Annotated in this window: 13 protein-coding genes and 2 pseudogenes; 6 read left to right on the forward strand and 9 right to left on the reverse strand. The window is 64.0% G+C overall.

The window, feature by feature from the left end; translation table 11 throughout:
- Positions 1–5: 5 nt before the first annotated feature.
- Entirely contained in the window at positions 6–407 is a 402-nt protein-coding gene (locus SB822_RS17885; RefSeq protein ID WP_009771635.1) for a RidA family protein, read from the reverse strand.
- Here SB822_RS17885 and SB822_RS17890 point away from each other — a divergent pair.
- On the forward strand, positions 394–807 hold the full coding sequence (locus SB822_RS17890) for a hypothetical protein (protein WP_410855272.1): 414 nt from the start codon (positions 394–396) through the stop codon (positions 805–807). The genes SB822_RS17885 and SB822_RS17890 overlap by 14 nt on opposite strands.
- 628 nt (positions 808–1,435) lie before the next feature.
- Here the strand turns inward: SB822_RS17890 and SB822_RS17895 are convergent.
- Positions 1,436–2,551 carry an MBL fold metallo-hydrolase gene (locus SB822_RS17895; RefSeq protein ID WP_007577373.1) on the reverse strand — a complete coding sequence of 372 codons (1,116 nt, stop codon included), beginning with the start codon at positions 2,549–2,551 and terminating at the stop codon, positions 1,436–1,438.
- 85 nt (positions 2,552–2,636) lie between these two features.
- Here SB822_RS17895 and SB822_RS17900 point away from each other — a divergent pair, with 85 nt between their 5' ends.
- A complete protein-coding gene (locus SB822_RS17900; protein WP_410855273.1) occupies positions 2,637–3,272 on the forward strand; it encodes a TetR/AcrR family transcriptional regulator in 636 nt (211 codons plus the stop codon).
- An 18-nt stretch (positions 3,273–3,290) separates the two neighbouring features.
- Here the strand turns inward: SB822_RS17900 and SB822_RS17905 are convergent, their stop codons facing one another.
- From SB822_RS17905 to SB822_RS17915, 3 genes are read right to left on the reverse strand one after another with little or no spacing between them, the layout of a single operon-like run.
- Complete coding sequence (locus tag SB822_RS17905) at positions 3,291–3,947, reverse strand: glycosyltransferase (RefSeq protein WP_007577367.1); 657 nt, start codon at positions 3,945–3,947, stop codon at positions 3,291–3,293.
- On the reverse strand, positions 3,944–4,543 hold the full coding sequence (locus SB822_RS17910; RefSeq protein ID WP_410855274.1) for a class I SAM-dependent methyltransferase: 600 nt from the start codon (positions 4,541–4,543) through the stop codon (positions 3,944–3,946). Before SB822_RS17910 ends, SB822_RS17905 begins: the two co-directional genes overlap by 4 nt.
- Positions 4,544–4,554: 11 nt before the next feature.
- Complete coding sequence (locus SB822_RS17915; protein ID WP_410855275.1) at positions 4,555–5,706, reverse strand: acyl-CoA dehydrogenase; 1,152 nt, start codon at positions 5,704–5,706, stop codon at positions 4,555–4,557.
- Positions 5,707–5,949: 243 nt separating this feature from the next.
- Here SB822_RS17915 and SB822_RS17920 point away from each other — a divergent pair, with 243 nt between their 5' ends.
- From SB822_RS17920 to SB822_RS17930, 3 genes and pseudogenes are all read left to right on the forward strand, one after another.
- Positions 5,950–7,524: an FAD-dependent oxidoreductase gene (locus tag SB822_RS17920; protein ID WP_410855276.1), complete on the forward strand. Its 1,575-nt coding sequence runs from the start codon at positions 5,950–5,952 to the stop codon at positions 7,522–7,524.
- Positions 7,506–7,951 (forward strand): annotated as a pseudogene (locus SB822_RS17925) (endonuclease/exonuclease/phosphatase family protein); the annotation flags it as partial. The gene SB822_RS17920 and the pseudogene SB822_RS17925, both read left to right, overlap by 19 nt.
- Before the next feature lie 14 nt (positions 7,952–7,965).
- Positions 7,966–8,205: a hypothetical protein gene (locus SB822_RS17930; protein ID WP_165489454.1), complete on the forward strand. Its 240-nt coding sequence runs from the start codon at positions 7,966–7,968 to the stop codon at positions 8,203–8,205.
- 250 nt (positions 8,206–8,455) lie between these two features.
- Here the strand turns inward: SB822_RS17930 and SB822_RS17935 are convergent, their stop codons facing one another.
- Both SB822_RS17935 and SB822_RS17940 read right to left on the reverse strand, forming a co-directional pair.
- The gene (locus SB822_RS17935) at positions 8,456–10,891 is read right to left on the reverse strand and encodes a PAS domain S-box protein (protein WP_410855277.1); all 2,436 of its coding nucleotides are present in this window, start codon (positions 10,889–10,891) and stop codon (positions 8,456–8,458) included.
- 107 nt (positions 10,892–10,998) lie between these two features.
- Entirely contained in the window at positions 10,999–11,508 is a 510-nt protein-coding gene (locus tag SB822_RS17940) for an Lrp/AsnC family transcriptional regulator (protein WP_091786641.1), read from the reverse strand.
- A gap of 156 nt (positions 11,509–11,664) precedes the next feature.
- On the opposite strand from SB822_RS17940, the gene SB822_RS17945 reads away from it, so the two are divergent.
- On the forward strand, positions 11,665–12,681 hold the full coding sequence (locus SB822_RS17945; RefSeq protein WP_410855278.1) for a 1-aminocyclopropane-1-carboxylate deaminase: 1,017 nt from the start codon (positions 11,665–11,667) through the stop codon (positions 12,679–12,681).
- A 111-nt stretch (positions 12,682–12,792) separates the two neighbouring features.
- Here SB822_RS17945 and SB822_RS17950 read toward each other — a convergent pair whose 3' ends face one another.
- Both SB822_RS17950 and SB822_RS17955 read right to left on the reverse strand, forming a co-directional pair.
- The gene (locus SB822_RS17950) at positions 12,793–13,566 is read right to left on the reverse strand and encodes a DUF4410 domain-containing protein (RefSeq protein WP_114222653.1); all 774 of its coding nucleotides are present in this window, start codon (positions 13,564–13,566) and stop codon (positions 12,793–12,795) included.
- A gap of 234 nt (positions 13,567–13,800) precedes the next feature.
- Positions 13,801–15,823: pseudogene (locus tag SB822_RS17955) on the reverse strand (glycoside hydrolase family 28 protein).
- Positions 15,824–16,049 lie beyond the last annotated feature (226 nt).

The following is a 16,049-nucleotide window of genomic DNA, read 5'->3' on the forward strand; positions in this document are numbered from 1 at the left end:
TTGCGTCAGCCCGGACGGCGCGCGATGAAGTCGATCTCGACTAGCGCGTCGCGCGCGAGGCCTGTTACGCCGACGCAGGTGCGCGCAGGCAGCCGTCCCGGCGGGAAATGCGCGGCGTAGACGGCGTTCATCGCGGCGTAGTCGCGTTTGAATTCAGTGAGGAAGATACGCGCCGACACGACGTGTTCGAGGCCCAGACCGATGCCCTTGAGCACCAGCACGAGGTTGTCCATGACGCGTTTGGTTTGCGCGGCGACGCCCTCGGGTAAGGGGGCTGTGTCGTCTTCCGGGGATGTGGGCATCTGGCCGGTGACGAAGACCCAGCCGCCTGATTCCGTCGCATGGGAAAATGGGCCGACCGGCGTCGGCGCGCCTTCGATCATCCAGAACTGAGTGGGTTCGGTCATCGCTTTGGGTTCCTGGTTTGTTTTGGTGGTTGCGGCGCGGGTTGAATGGCAAGGTCATACCTTAGCGCGGATTTTTTTGTTATGCAGGTGGGTTTTGGTTTTTGTTGTTGTCTGCGACGCTTGGGGTGGTCTGCTTTGGTTTTGCGGTGGCATCCGCGTTATGCCTTCGTGCTTCTGGCGTTGCCGTTCGGTGTTTTGGTGTTTGCGATGGCATCCGCGTTTTGCCTTCGTGCTTCACGCGTCGCCGCTTGGTGTTTTGGCCTTGGCGCTGGCATCCGCGTTTTGCCTTCGTGTTTCAAGCGTCGCCCCTGTGCGGGGCGGCACCTACTTTTCTTTGCCGCCGCAAAGAAAAGTAGGCAAAAGAAAGCGGCTCACACCGCTAGCTCTTGTTTTTGCCTGAGGGCCCCCAACTGGTCCCACACTTCACACGGCAGCCTTTCTGTTTGCGCGCGTTGCCAACGCTTTGAATGTGCGCCTCACCCGCTTCGAATACCCGTACTCGGGCAAGCGACAGCGAATGGCATGTGCCGCCCAGGTGGCAAACTGTGTGTAGGTTATCGCGTCGTATAGCGCGGCGCTCTTACAGGGTGGTACGCGTGCGCTATCGGTCCGGAGTGATGCGTTCATGGTGCGAACGCCTACACACAGTTTGCCACCTGGGCGGCGGTGGAATATCTGGCACCGCGTGCTGCGACGCGGACGCGTGAAGCGGGTGAGGCGCTCATTCAGAGCGTTGGCAACGAACATGAGTCACGTGATTGCCGTGTGAAGCGTGGGACCGGTTGGGGACCCTCAGGCAAGAACTAGCACTGGCGGTGTGAGCCGCTTTCTTTTGCCTACTTTTCTTTGCGGCGGCAAAGAAAAGTAGGTGCCGCCCCGCACAGGGGCGACGCGTGAAGCACGAAGGCATAACGCGAATGCCAGCGCAAACACCAAAACACCGAACTGCAACGCGCGAAGCATGAAGACAAACCGCGGATGCGAGCGAAACCACAGGCAACCCACCCCAGCGTCGCAGACAAAAAAACTCACTCCACGCTAGCAGCCCGACAAAAAAACCGCCGCGCCGCCTTAGGCGCATCAACCTCAACAACATCCCGCCACCACCGCTCCCCGCGATGCGGCGCACCCAGATCAACCCTCTCGCCCATCCGGGGCGTAGAAAGCGCAATACCGCGCGCAGCGGCAAGTCCCACGACACGCTCAAACGGCTCCTGCCACCGATGCATCGCCAGATCAAAAGTCCCGTTATGAATCGGCACAAGCCAGCGACCACGCAGATCGACATGCGCCTGCACCGTATGGTCGGGTTGCATATGCACGTAAGGCCACTGCGCGTCATACGCGCCCGTCTCCATCAAGGTCACATCGAACGGCCCGAGCCGCTCGCCAATCGCCTTGAAGCCATCGAAGTAACCGGTATCACCGCTAAAGAACACCCGCAGATCACCATCGACGATTACCCACGACGCCCACAACGTGCTATTCCCATCGAACAGACTACGCCCCGAGAAATGCTGCGCAGGCGTCGCCGTCAATTGCACACCGTCGATCTCCACACCCTGCCACCAGTCGAACTGCCGCACCTTCGACGCATCGATGCCCCACTCGATCAGCCGATCGCCAACCCCAAGCGGCGTCAGAAACACGCCCGTCGTTTCAGCCAGCGCAAGCACCGTCTCGCGATCCAGATGATCGTAGTGATCGTGCGACAGAATCACGCCGCGCAACGGCGGCAACGCATCACGCGCAATCGGCGGCGCATGGAAACGCTTCGGCCCCATCCGTTTGAACGGCGACGCGCGTTCCGCAAACACCGGATCGGTCAGCCAGAACTGGCCGCGCAGCTTGAGCAGCATCGTCGAATGACCGAGGCGGAAAAGGCTCCGGTCCGGCGCGGCGTCGAGGTCTGCGCGCGTGAGCGCATCGACGGGTAGCGCGCCGGACGGCTCGGTGCCGCGAGGCTTGTTGAGCAGCACGTTCCACACAATTCGCAGCGTCTTGCCCAACCCTTCGACGGGACGCGGCTTCACGTTGCGAAAGTGCTCGCCATCATGCTGCGGCGACGTGCTCGACAACACGCGGCTGCGCTGCGCCGCCGTGAATCCCAAAACCTGACTGATGGAGCCGATGATCGATTTCATGCGAAGCGTCACTCGAGACAGAAGGTAGACTGCACAGTGTAGTTTATTATCTCGAAAAGTAAACCCACCGGTGTAAAATTAAAAGATGGACGACAGCACCACCCTTCCCCGTCTGACCGATCGCAAGCGCGCGGCCGTCATCGAAGCGGCCATCGACGAATTTCGCGCGGCCGGTTTCGACGCGACCAGCATGGACCGGATCGCCGCGCGCGCGAGCGTGTCGAAGCGCACCGTGTACAACCACTTTCCCAGCAAGGAGGCGCTGTTCGCGGCGATCCTCCAGCAGCTATGGGACGCCAGCAAGGCGGGCGATGCGCCCGGCTATCACGCGGACCAGCCGTTGCGCCCACAGCTGATCGAATTGCTCGCGCAGAAGCTGCGGCTGTTGAACGACGAGGCGTTCATGTCGCTCGCGCGCGTCGCGATCGCGGCGGGCATTCATTCGCCGGAGCGCGCGCGGGACATGGTGGCGCGCATCGGTGAACGCGAGGAAGGACTGACTGTGTGGATACGCGCGGCCGCCGCCGATGGCAGGCTCGATACCCCGGACCCGGCGTTCGCCGCGCAGCAGTTGCATGGTCTCGTGAAAGGCTTTGCGTTCTGGCCGCAGGTGACGATGGGCCAGCCGTCGCTGACAGCGGAAGAACAGAAGACCATCGCCGAGTCATCGGCGGATATGTTTCTGGCGCGCTATCGGACGGGTTCTAACGGCACGGCCTGATCTCGTCCGTCGCGCGCATCATTCATGCGCCGCCAGCCCCATCAGCGTATCCCCGAACCCACCCCGCACCTTCGAAGCAATCCGCGCGCTCGTTACGACACGCGGCGCCGCGCTCCACGCGATCCGAGCGCCCGTCTCGACGAGCAAACCCACCAGCGCGACATCCTCGCTGCACGTGAGCGGCGGAAATCCGCCGACGCGGCAATACGCGCGCGCCGACACGCCGAGATTCGCACCATGAATATGCCGGTGCCCATCCGCATTCATGTACGCGCGACAAAACGCTTCGCGGGTCAGTTCGTCGTGCTCGCGCCAGTCTTCGATGAGCACGGGGCCGCACACCGCTTCCGCATCGAGCGCGAGTTGCGCGACCAGCCAGTCCGGCGCGACGCGGCTGTCGGCATCGGTGAACGCGAGCCAGCGCACGCCCTGTTCGATCAGCGTCGCCGCGCCCGCGGCCCGCGCCTTGCCGACGTTGCGCACGTCGAGCGTCAACGCGTGCGTGTCGAAGCAGCGCGCAATCGACTCGGACCCGTCGGTGCAACTATCGAGCGCAACGACGATTCTCACCGTCTCGCCGCGCAATTCTGGATGCGCAGCCGCGATCCGCGCCGCCTGCAGGCAATCGGCAAGCAGTTCCTCTTCGTCGTGCGCGGGGATCACGATGCCGATCATGCGAGCCCCTCGTATTGCGCAACCGAGTGCCCATCCTTCGACCACACGTCCAGCAGCAGATCGTGCTCCGCATGTTGCACGAGGCGGTTCAGCGCGGGCAGTGCGTCGAAGCTCGCGTGTACATCGTCGGCTGTTTGCAGCTTGCCTTCGAACGGATGACGCCAGTGGCACGCGACCAGCGTGCCGTCCGCCGTCAACGACGCACACGCGCGCCGCGCAAGTTCCGCCGTCGCTTCGCGCGACAGGTAATAGCACAACTCGCCGATCACGATCAGATCGAAGCTTGCGTCGGGCCATTGGTCCGGCATCGCGCGTTGCTCGACGGTGATATTGCGCACGCCTGCGAGACGTTCGCGTGCAAGACGCACGGCTTGGTCGCTGATATCGCACGCGTACAGGCTGTCGCAACGCTGCGCGAGCAGCGCCGACAATTCCCCGTTCGAACAGGCCGGCTCGAAGCCCGACCGATAGCGCTCGCGCGGCAGCGCCGCGATGGTCAGCAGACGCTTGCGGCGCTCGTACCAGCTCGCGCGATAGTCCCAGGGATCGTCGTCCTGTCGGTACAGATCGTCGAAATAGGCGGCGGGGAAAGACATGCGTGTGAACCTCAGTCGCGTCCAGCATGAAGTCCGAGGTTCCAGGTTTCGCCTGGTTCGTCGTCAAGCAGCGTCCGGCCGAGTGCGCACTCGTCGCGCTCGGCATGGCTCTGCCGCAGAAACACAGGCAGATCGGCGATCGCGCGCGCGAACCACGGGTCCGTGCAGAACGGCGCAGCGCCAAGCGCGCGCGACACGTGCTGCATCACCTGCTCCGCCGCCTGTTCGACGGCGACACGCACGCGCAGCGCGCATTGCTGCGCATCGTCGCGCGGATGCCCGTCGATCCATGCGGCCGACTCGCGCAGCAGCGCGGCCACGGCGGATAGCTCGGCATCGGCGGCGCCGAGATGCGCGCACGCGTGCGGATCTTCGTGACGCTTGACGCTGTCGCGCAGAATCGACGCGAGCGCCGCCGCGCAGCCGTACCAGCAGGCTGCAATGCCGGCGCCGCCGTGCCAGAAGCCCGGACGCGACAGATACGCGCCGGCGTTGCCGACCTGCACGGCGCGCGCGCCATCGAAGCGCACGCTGCTCGTGCCCGTCGCGCGCATGCCGACGGCTTGCCAGCCGCCCGGATCGATGGCGATCGCCGGCTGCGACAGTTCGACGGCAGCCAACACCGGCTTGTCGCCGCGCCATGCCGTGACCAACGCATGCGTGACATGCGGCGCGCCCGAGCACCAGGGCTTGGTGCCTTCGAGCGTCAGCGCATTACCGTTCGCCCCATGCGCGATCAGCTTGGCGTTCGGTGGCTCGGCGGCCCACACGGCCCAGTTGCCGTCGTCCGCGAGTTCGGTGCGGCCCAGTTCCGCGAGGATGGCGAGCGCGTCGGTGTGCGCTTCGTAGAGCTTCACCAGCGACAGGTCGCATGCCGCAACGGCCGCGAGACCGCGCCAGCGCGTCGCCGTTTCGCCACGGCCCGGCAGCGGCAGCCAGTCCATGCCGCGCGCGCGCAAGGCATCGAGCGTGGCCGCGCGACTGGCCGCCTGCTCGTCGCCGAAGCGCACGTTCGACAGATAACGCTCGAGGGCAGGAACGAGCGCATAGCGTTTCGGCTCGATGTCGGCGTCCGGTTCCTCGTCAGACAGACGCAGTCCGCTGTTGATGTACCACGCAGCGGGCGCGGCGCGCCGCAGGGGATCGTGGCCGATATCGTTCATGCAAACCTCCATGGCAAAACTTGGGAGAGTGTTGGGTCCAACGTGGCATCCGTCGATCAAACAGGTGCGTTGCGAGCGACGACGCAAGCGGCATGCCCATGCGAGGCCACCTGTGCCGTTCCGACGTAAGCTGTCTCCTGAAACAAGGCGCGAGACGGCATGCCGATTGCACCCGTGAAAGCAAATGCCTTTCACGCGCGTTGCATCGCATGCGCCGCGCGGCCGGTCTCCACGAGGAAAACAATGGCCACGAACACGAACGCCGATATGCAAAAGGTCGCCCTGCTCTCCGATCTCGCCGACAACGGCATGAAGCGCGTCGAGGTGAACGGCACGCCGATCCTGCTGATACGCCACGGCGACGCCGTGCATGCGTACAGCGCCGACTGTCCGCATGCGGGCGCGCCGCTCGAACAGGGCGCGCTATGCAATGGGCGGCTCATTTGTCCGTGGCACAAGGGAACCTTCGATATCGCATCAGGCGCGCTCGTCGAACCGCCCGCGCTGTTGCCGTTGACGCGCTATCCGGTGCGCATCGAACAGGACGACGTGCTCGTCGACAGCACGCCAGAGCCGTCGAAACTAACCACGTCCACGGCGGCGGACAGGCGCACGTTTGCAATCGTCGGCGCCGGCGCGGCGGGAGCGGCCGCCTGCGCGGCGCTGCGCGAAGCGGGCTTTGCGGGACGCATCGCGCTGCTCGATCGCGAGCCGCGCACGCCGTACGACCGCACCGTGCTGAGCAAATTCGTGCCGTCCGGCGAGATGTCGCCCGACGACATTCCGTCGCTGCTGCCCAACGACTTCTTCGCCACTCACTCGATCGACGTGATTCAGGCCGAGGTCGCCGCGCTGGATGCAAAGGCGCGGCGCATCGATATCGGCAGCGCACCGTCGATTCACTACGACGCGGCGCTCGTTGCAACGGGCGGCATACCGAAGCGGCTTTCATTGCAAGGCAGCGATGCAGCCGGCGTGAAGTCGCGCATTTGCCTGCTGCGCAATCGCGACGATGCGCGACATCTCGTCGAGACGGCCGAGCAAGGGCAGCACGCGCTCGTGCTCGGCGCGAGTTTCGTCGGGCTGGAAGTCGCGTCGGCGCTGCGCGAGCGCAAGCTGCGCGTGACGGTTGTATCGCCCGGCAACGTACCGTTCGAAAAGCAGTTCGGCCCCGAACTCGGCAGGCTGTTCATGCGCTTGCACGAAGCGCATGGCGTGCGCATCCGCATGGGCCATCACGCGCGTTCCGTCGGTGCGGGCGGCGCGGACGGCGCACTAAGCGTGACGCTCGATAACGGCGAAGCGGTAGCGTGCGACTTCATCGTCGCGGGTATCGGCGTGACGCCGGCGACGGATTTCATCGAAGGCGTGAAGCGCAACGACGACAGGAGCATCAACGTCGATGCATCGATGCGCGCAGCCGACGGTCTCTATGCAGCGGGCGACATCGCGCGCTTCGTGTTGCCGTCGCAAGGCAGCGAGCGTGTGCGGATCGAGCACTGGCGCGTCGCGCAACAGCACGCGCGCATTGCGGCGCACGCGATGCTCGGCATCCCGCCAAAAGAGCCGTACGTGCCGTACTTCTGGACGTATCACTTCGGCAAGACATTCGAGTATCTCGGTCACGCGAAACACTGGGATCAAACGAAGTTCACCGGAACGCCGGACACGTTCGAATTTATCGCGCTGCTCGGCGAGAAGGGAAAGCTGGTGGCTGCTGTCGGCTGCAATCGCGAGAAACAGACGGGCATGCTCGTGGAAGCAATGCGCGATTCATTGAGTCTCGCCGACGCGATGAAGATTGCCGAATCCGCGTGAACGGAAACGCGATCCTCAGCTGGTGGCCGGTCTGCGCGGCGCGTTCGCTCGATCTGTCGTTCGGCACGCGAGCGGCGCGCGGCGCGCTCGACGTCGATGTGGAAACGGACGCCCCCTGCTCGGCGCTCCGTGTGGTCGCGACACATCTGGGATTCGCGCACTGATTTCCGCATTTTCGATACACCGCGCATGCCCGTGCTGCTGATGGGCGACCTCAACGGGTGGTTCACCTCAACGCGTGGTTCGTCTGGGGCCACGCGTTGCCCATGCTCGTCACCCATTTTCAGGCGGCCCCTGCCCCTCGCACCTTTCCATCGCGCTCGACCGCATCTGGATGCACCCCGCCGGCCGCCTGATCGACGTGACGGTGCACCGCAGCACGCTCGCGCGTGTCGCATTCGATCACTTACCACTGGTCGTGCGGATCGCACGGGAGCATCATTGGAAGTTCGCGGTGAAGCGCAGGCGCATCGCTTGCGCGCTCTGCGGGTTCGTTCAACTTTCTTCATGGAGCTGCCAATGGTCAGAAAGAATTACGCCCCGGACGAAAACGCCCCACGTCAACCGTATGCAGATAAAGATGCGGGCGTCGGCATGGGTCGGATCACGCTCGACGATGACGACGATCTCGACGACGACCTGGACGATGAAGAAGAGGACGATGCGGAAGGCTCCCGCTAACGTCTAGCGAACTGACGGAGACGTAAGGAAGAACGCAGCGCACGGTGTCATGCCGCGCGCTGCGTTTGTTTTTGGGCAACTGACTTTACACGTGCCTTTCGGTGTGCCTTTCGACGTACCGTTCGGCGGGTCGCTCCATACGCCCTTCGACGCCGCGCACAACCTGCACAAGCTGCAGCCGGGAGGCTCGCGCCGCCCGAAGCAGCACGCGAAAGCGACGGATGAACCGCGGGAAGCGAACTGTCCCGCGTCAATGTTGCGCGTCGAGCACGGCCTTCAGCTGATCGAATGAATAAGGCTTGCGCAACGCCGTCCAGGTGAACGGCAGCGATTCGTCGTGCAACGGCGCACCGTGACCGGATGAGAACACTACGTGCTGCGCGGCGTGCATGGCGATCGCCGCGCGCGCAAGGTCGAGGCCGGACATGCCCGGCAGCGTGAGATCGGTCAGCAGCACATCGAACGGATGCAGTTGCAGGCGTTTCAGCGCCTCCTCTGCGTTGGCCACTGCGTCCCAGGTGTGACCGAGCAGTCCGAGCAGCTCGCACAGCGCATCGCGGGCGTCCCGGTCGTCTTCGACGACGAGAATGTGCAGCTTGCGCGGCGTATCATGCTGCGCCGCATCGTGCGTCGTGCGCGCCGTGCCGTCGAACACGTCGCGTATTTTTCGCGCGAGCTGCAAACGGCTATACGGTTTTTGCAGCAGATCGGCGCCGCGCCGCAACTGCGCGTCGAGGCCCATCGTGTCGCGCGTGTGGCCCGACGTAAACAACACCTTCAACGACGGCCGCATCAATTGCGCCTGACGCGCCATCTCGGGACTCAGCAGCGGGCCGGGCATCACGACATCGCTGAACAGCAGATCAACCTTCGCGCCGCTGCGCAAAACGGTCAGCGCCTCCGTCGCGTCGTTCGCCGTCAGCACGCCGTAGCCGAGTTGCGACAGTATGTCGACAACGGTCAGTTGCACGCGCCGGTCGTCTTCGACGACGAGCACGGTTTCGCCTCCGCGCAGCGCTTCCTCGGACTCGGGCTTGGCCTGAGCGACAGGCCGCTCGATAAGCGCGTCCGTCGAGCGCGGCAGATAGATCGTCACCGTCGTGCCGACGCCCGGCGTGCTCGCCAGTTCGATGTGCCCGCCGCTTTGCAGCACGAAGCCATAGGCCATGCTCAGGCCCAGCCCTGTGCCTTCGCCTTCGGGCTTGGTCGTGAAGAACGGATCGAACGCGCTCTCGACGACTTCCGCGCTCATGCCCGCGCCTGTATCGGTGACGGTCATCTTCACGTACTCGCCCGGCTCGACCTGCGCGGCCACGGCGGCTTGCGCGTACAGCACCGCGTTCGACAGCCCGAAGGTCAGCATGCCGCCCTCGGGCATTGCATCGCGCGAATTGATGGCCAGGTTGAGCACGACGTTTTCCAGTTGATGCGTATCGACCAGCACGTTCCATAGCTCGCCGCTCGCACGCGATTCATGGACCCGCACCTGCACGCGCTCGCCGAGCGCGCGGCGCAGCAGGTCTTCCATACCGTGCAGCACGTCGCCGAGATGGCTCGTGACAGGTTGCAGCGCCTGGCGGCGGCCGAACGCGAGCAGTTGCGACGCGAGCTTCGAGCCGCGCTCGACGGCCTCGATCGCGCGGCCGACGCGCGCCCGGCTCCACGCATCGTCGTGGCGTGCGCCGAGCAATTCCAGATTGCCGCGCAGCACTTGCAGCACATTGTTGAAGTCGTGCGCGACCCCGCCCGTCATCTTGCCGAGCGCTTCCATCTTCTGCGACTGAAACAGCGCGTTGCGGGTCTGGTCGAGCAGTTCGGCCGCCTGGCGGCGCTCAGTGATGTCGCGCGTGATCTTCGCGAAGCCGATCAGCACGCCGTTCTCGTCGCGGATCGCGTCAATCACGACATGCGCCCAGAAACGGCTGCCGTCGCGCCGCACGCGCCAGCCTTCGGCTTCCCAGCGGCCCTCGCGCTCGGCCGTTTCGAGGCCGCGCTGCGGCACGCCCGCTGCCGCGTCTTCCGGCGTGTAGAAGCACGAGAAATGCGAGCCGATGATCTGCTCGTCGGTGTAGCCCTTGATGCGCCGCGCGCCCGGATTCCAGTTGGTGACGCAGCCTTCCGGCGACAGCATGAAAATCGCGTAGTCGTTCACGCCCTGCACCAGCAGCCGGAAGCGCCGGTCGCTTTCGAGGGCGGCGTCGGTGGCCTTCTTCTTGTCGTTGATGTCGCGCACGACGCGTCCGTAGCCGAGCAGATCCCCGTCGGGTGCGTAGAGCGCTGTGATGATGACGTTCGCCCAGAACAGGCTGCCGTCCTTGCGCACGCGCCAGCCTTCCATTTCGTAGCGGCCGTCTTCACGGGCACGCTGAAGGCCGAGTTCCGGCAAGCCTGCGCGCTGGTCTTCACCGGTGTACATGACGCGCACGTGCTGGCCGAGAATCTCGTCGGGATGGTAGCCCTGGATCGTCTCGCCGCCGCGATTCCAGCTGATGATTGTGCCGTCCGGCGCGAGCGCGAAGATTGAATAGTCCGTAGTGGATTCGGCCCACAGGCGCAGCCATTCGCTGCTGAAGTTGGCGGCGCGCGCGGTCGTCCCGCTCGCCGCGGCGCTTTCGTCCGCGTGCGGTTCAGGCGGCTTCGCGTGGTCGCCCGCCGCGCTGCCGATGTCCGTGTCGTCGTCGCTCATCGCCTGTTATCTGGCCTCTCTCTGCGCGGTCATTGTATAAGCACCGCCAGGCTGTCGGCATGCCGATCAAACCCTATGCCTGCGCTTTTAGCGCGACTTCGAACACCTCAGAACGGAAACTTCGTCGTCGACAGGATTTCCTTGAGCACCATGAAGCTGCGGATCTGCCGCACGCCTGGCAGGTATAGCAATTGCTCCGCGTGCAGCCGGTTGAAGCTCTCGCTGTCGCGCGTGCGCACGAGCATGAAGTAGTCGAATTCCCCCGTCACGACGTGGCACTCCATGCAGCCCGACACCTTTTGCGCGGCCTTTTCGAATGCGGCGAAGGTTTCGGGCGTCGAGCGGTCTAGCACGACGCCGATCACCACCAGCATCCCCGCGCCAAGCGCTTTCGGATCGAGCAGCGCGACCGTCGCCCGGATCAGTCCCATTTCCTTGAGCCGCTCGACGCGCCGCAGGCACGCGGGCGCGCTCAGCTTCACCTTCGCCGCCAGCGCGACGTTCGAGATCGACGCGTCCTGCTGGAGTTGCTTGAGGATCGCGCGATCGATGCGGTCGAGTTGCGACAGCGGCGTGGCTTCTTCGGCGGATTGGCTGCGTAATTTTGTTGCGCACATGGCTTATCTTAAGAAACGAACAAAGGCCTAATGGCTTGGATTCGTTTTTAAAGTAGCTTTGACCGAATTATTTCGCAAGCTCATTTCGCGAGGTCTTTCCTATCATGTCTGTCAGCGCGGCACCGTTCGCGCCCTTCCAGACAACGGACCTCGACCATGAACCTGCAACGTTTCCCCCGCTATCCCCTCACCTTCGGGCCGACGCCGATCCAGCCGCTCAAGCGCCTTTCCGATCATCTCGGCGGCAAGGTCCAGCTGTACGCGAAGCGCGAGGACTGCAATAGCGGGCTCGCGTTCGGCGGCAACAAGACGCGCAAGCTCGAATACCTGATTCCCGAGGCGCTCGCGCAGGGCTGCGATACGCTCGTGTCGATCGGCGGCATCCAGTCGAACCAGACGCGCCAGGTGGCCGCCGTCGCCGCGCATCTGGGCATGAAGTGCGTGCTCGTGCAGGAGAACTGGGTGAACTATTCCGACGCCGTGTATGACCGCGTCGGCAATATCCAGATGTCGCGCATCATGGGCGCGGACGTGCGGCTGGTGCCCGACGGCTTCGACATCGGCTTTCGCAAGAGCTGGGAAGACGCGCTCGACAGCGTGCGCGCGGCAGGCGGCAAGCCGTATGCGATTCCCGCCGGCTGCTCGGACCATCCGCTCGGCGGACTGGGCTTTGTCGGCTTCGCGGAGGAAGTGCGGCAGCAGGAAGAGGAACTGGGCTTCAAGTTCGACTACATCGTCGTGTGCTCGGTGACGGGCAGCACCCAGGCCGGGATGGTGGTCGGCTTCGCAGCGGACGGGCGCGCGGACCGTGTGATCGGCATCGACGCATCGGCGAAGCCGGAACAGACGCGCGAGCAGATCACGCGCATCGCGAAGCGCACGGCCGAACTGGTCGATCTGGGCCGCGATATCACCGCGCAGGACGTCGTGCTCGACACGCGTTACGGCGGCCCGGAATACGGCTTGCCGAACGACGGCACGCTCGAAGCGATCCGTCTGTGCGCGCGGCTCGAAGGCGTGATGACCGATCCCGTCTACGAAGGCAAGTCGATGCACGGGATGATCGACAAGGTGCGGCGCGGCGAATTTCCGGAAGGCTCGAAGGTGCTGTATGCGCATCTGGGCGGCGTGCCCGCGCTGAACGCCTATAGCTTCCTGTTCCGCGAAGGCTGATCGCGGTACAAAAACAAATGGCGATGCCGCAATGTATCGGGGCATCGCCATCCGTCTCCTCGCACCAAGGCCGCGAAGATGCGCGGCCTCGATTCCCCCGTTTTTCCCGCGTTATTTCACCAGGTCGCCCGACATCCATCCTTGCGCGACGCCGATCTGCGCAACCTGCTTCGCCACCGAGTCGGCCAGCTTCTTCGCGTCGCTCGTGACGGTATCGTTCTTGTGCTCCGAGCCGACATGCAGCGCACCGCCAACCGCCGCCGACGTCGCGACATGTCCCGCCACTGCGCCGACGCCCGCCGTTTCCGCGACGCCCGGCATATGGCCGCTGTTCGCGTCGGCGTCGAACGTCTGCACCAGTTGCGGCATGCCGCCTGCCGGCTTGTACAGCACCTGCACGTGCGCCGTCACTTCGCTCTTGCCGGCGCCGAGGCCGATCAGCGTGCGGCGGCGATGGTTGCCCGCATCGATCGAACCGACCGCGCCTTCGACGATCAGCACGTTCTGGTCGGCAGGCGGCGGTGCGTCGGTGCGGATCGCGTGCATGCCCATCGACTGGAGTTTCGCGACGACTTCATCCGTCAGTGTGTCGCTGGCGGCGGCCGCTTCCTGCGTTTGCGACGATTGCGACGATTGCGATGAACCGGAGAAGCTTGCGCTCAGTTTGTGAATGAGGCCGCTGTTGTCGAGCTTCACGGAATCCGGATTGCTCGCGAACGTGTAGACATAGACGTTCTGCGGGTTCGCTTGCGTGAGCGTCGAGTATTGGGCGGTGTTCGTGACGCTGGCTGCGGCGCAGCCGCTCAGCAGCATCGCGCTGAATGCGAGTGCAGCGGAAGCGCTGCGAAGGGTCTTGCCACGAACGGAGTTGAGAGCTGCAAACATGTGAAGTCCTGTCATCGGTCAGAAGATTAAGCAGATCGTCCGATATTTGGCTTCACTCGAAGCAACATCGGCGATGTCACGGTTGCGTGAATCGCCGGTGTCGTTCTGTTGTTTTGTTCGGTTAGCTCTGCACGCGGAACGCAGTATGGAAGAGCGCCCGAATGATGGCTATCGACGAATTATGTCGACTCATGTCATGCGGCGAAAAGCCTTATACGACGGGCGTTTCCAGCTTCATCGCGCGTCCACGACCGAGGTGTTGTAGACCGTCCCGCCGATCGTCACATTGGACAGCGAAATCGCATTCACGTTGTACGCGTAGATCGGCCCCGGCGTGGTCGAGCTTGCCGTGCCGTTGCAGACAGGCGTGCCGAGATTGCAGTTTGTGATCGTGACGCCCGAGATGGGTGGAATCGCGGGCGCCGGCGTGGGACCGTTGTAGTCGAACGCGACGGGGCCCTGCGCGACGATCGCCTGGAAGCACGAGGCCGTTACGCCGTTTACCGTTACGTTGCTCGCCGTCACGTTGGAGATGTTCACGTTCTGCACGAGCGCGGGGCGTGTGCGCACGGCATCGTTGGCGGGCTGATAGTCGCAATCGAATGTGATCAGCCCGCCCTGCGCCGCCGATGGATTGGCGGCAGAGGCCGTCTTTACGCCCAGCGGCACCGTCGCGTTGATCGGGCTGCCCGCCAGCAACGCGCTGCCATAGCCGCCGCCCGTGAGATTGACGCCGTTAGGCAACGTGACGTTATCGACGTAGAAGTTCTTCACATAGCCACCGCGATTCATGTTCGTCTTGATGCGGATCGCGATGTTCAACGGATTGGTCTGCCAGTTCTGGTTGAGCATCTGCAGGTTGCGCGCATAGATGTTCTGCACGCCGCCGCCCATTTCGCTGCCCAGCGTGATGCCGCCGTGGCCGCTGTTCATCGTGCAGTTCTGGATCACATGGTTCTGCGCGGGGCCGTATGTGGTGTCGAGTGCCTTGCCGGACTTGATCGCGATGCAGTCGTCGCCCGTGTTGAACGTGACGCCGTCGCACAGCACGTTGTTGCAGGCGTCGGGATCGAAGCCGTCGTTGTTCGGTCCGATGCTGTCCACCGTCACGCCGCGTATCACGACGTTCGCGCAGTCCGTTGGATGGTGCTGCCAGAACGGCGTGTTGTTCGTGCGGTAGTTTTCCATCAGGACGTTCGTGCAGCCGAGGAACTCGACCATGCACGGCCGCAGATAATGCCCGAGGCCGAAGATCCGTTTCTCGACGGGCACACCTGCTTCCGATAGCGCCGGCAGATAGTTCTGGTCCTGCTGCCAGGGCGTCGCGGTGCCGGTCAAAAGCGCATAGAGCGCATCCGATATGCCGGGCGCGACCGTTTTCAGATCGACGTTGCTCGGGTTCGCGTAGGCCTGCGAAGGCGTCGTCGGGCCGGTGCAGCCATAGGCGTTCTTCGTGCCCTTCCAGGTCCACCAGCAGGTGCTCGTGCTGCCGCTGCCCGTGAACGGCGTCATTGCCTGGCCGTTGAGCACGGAGGTCGCGCCCTCGCCCGTGATCGCGATATTGGTCTGGTTGCGGGCATAGACGGGCGCGCCGAAGTTCAGGCAATCGTTTGCCTGCCAGCGGCTGTAATAGAGCTTGCCGTTCGATGCGCAGTCGACGGGACCGTCGTTCGCGTAGTCGGCGGGATTCGGGCTGAAATAGATCGTGCAGTTCGCGCCCAGATGAAAGTTCACGTTGCTCTGCAACACGATCGGTCCCGCGCAATACCGTGCCTGACGGCACCACGACACGCCCACCGCCTGCCGCGCTGCACGCAGCGATGGCGGCAAGGAACGCGGGACGCGAATCGAACGATCCGGGCGCGTGGGTCTGGTCGGCGCCGGGACTCGTGGGCGACGACGCCGAAGCGGCATACGGATTAGTCGCGGCAATCACGCCACAAGGCTGCGCGCCATAACTGGTGACGACGAAATCGACGGACGGAAACATCGACTGCGAAACCTTCTGCAACGACGCGATGATCTGCTCTGCTGCGCCATTGCTGCCCCAGATCGGGTCGCTGTTTGCCGTTGGCGCTGCTGAATTCGACTGATTGCCGCCGCAACCGGGCAGCGTGCCGAGCAGCGTCGAGCCCGCTGCCGCCCCCGCGAATGCGATGAAAGTGCGCCGTTGCGGCGATTGCGGACCGTCCGGGCCTGCGTTGGATGTGCTCGAGCCTGCCCTGTTCGCGCGACTGCTTCTGTTGTGCGTCGTCACCGATGTCTCCTTGTCGTCTGCCTGCTTCGATGGGGATCGTTCGCGCGATCCGTACGTTTTGCCGGATCGCGACGGAGACATTGTTGTAAAACAACTTGATGAGTGTCAAGTGTGATTCGTCGACTTTATCGGGTCGAGAAATTCGTGTCTTATTCGGCCATATTGAGATTACAAGCGGCTTATAGCCATTCTCACTGAGTCCCACCGACCCAGGGATGGCCCTAAG

This window comes from Paraburkholderia sp. SIMBA_054 (assembly GCF_046534875.1).
Lineage (GTDB): Bacteria > Pseudomonadota > Gammaproteobacteria > Burkholderiales > Burkholderiaceae > Paraburkholderia > Paraburkholderia hospita.